Origin of the sequence: Variovorax sp. Root473 (assembly GCF_001426505.1) — a bacterium.
In the GTDB taxonomy this organism is placed as follows: domain Bacteria; phylum Pseudomonadota; class Gammaproteobacteria; order Burkholderiales; family Burkholderiaceae_C; genus Variovorax.
Genome location: NZ_LMEV01000017.1, coordinates 1 through 205, shown reverse-complemented (window position 1 = coordinate 205; position 205 = coordinate 1). Strand labels below are relative to the sequence as shown.

Below are 205 nucleotides of genomic sequence, written 5' to 3'. Positions count from 1 at the left end.
CCACGCACCGGCATCGAGCTGGCGCTGGAACAGCTGCGGCGACATGGTCGTCTTGCCATGCGGTGCGAGATCGATGCCCCACTCGCGCACGCGCGATTGCATCCATTGGAGGTTGTGTTCGAGCGCCTCGCGCTTGAGCACGGCCAGCGGAAGCGGCAGGTCGCCCGCCAGCACGTTCCAGCCGGCAGCGCCGACTTCGCTGCGC

Annotated in this window: 1 pseudogene; it reads right to left on the bottom strand. The window is 68.8% G+C overall.

The features are described 5' to 3' along the window. Positions 1-205, bottom strand: a pseudogene (locus tag ASD34_RS28200) (amino acid deaminase); the annotation flags it as partial.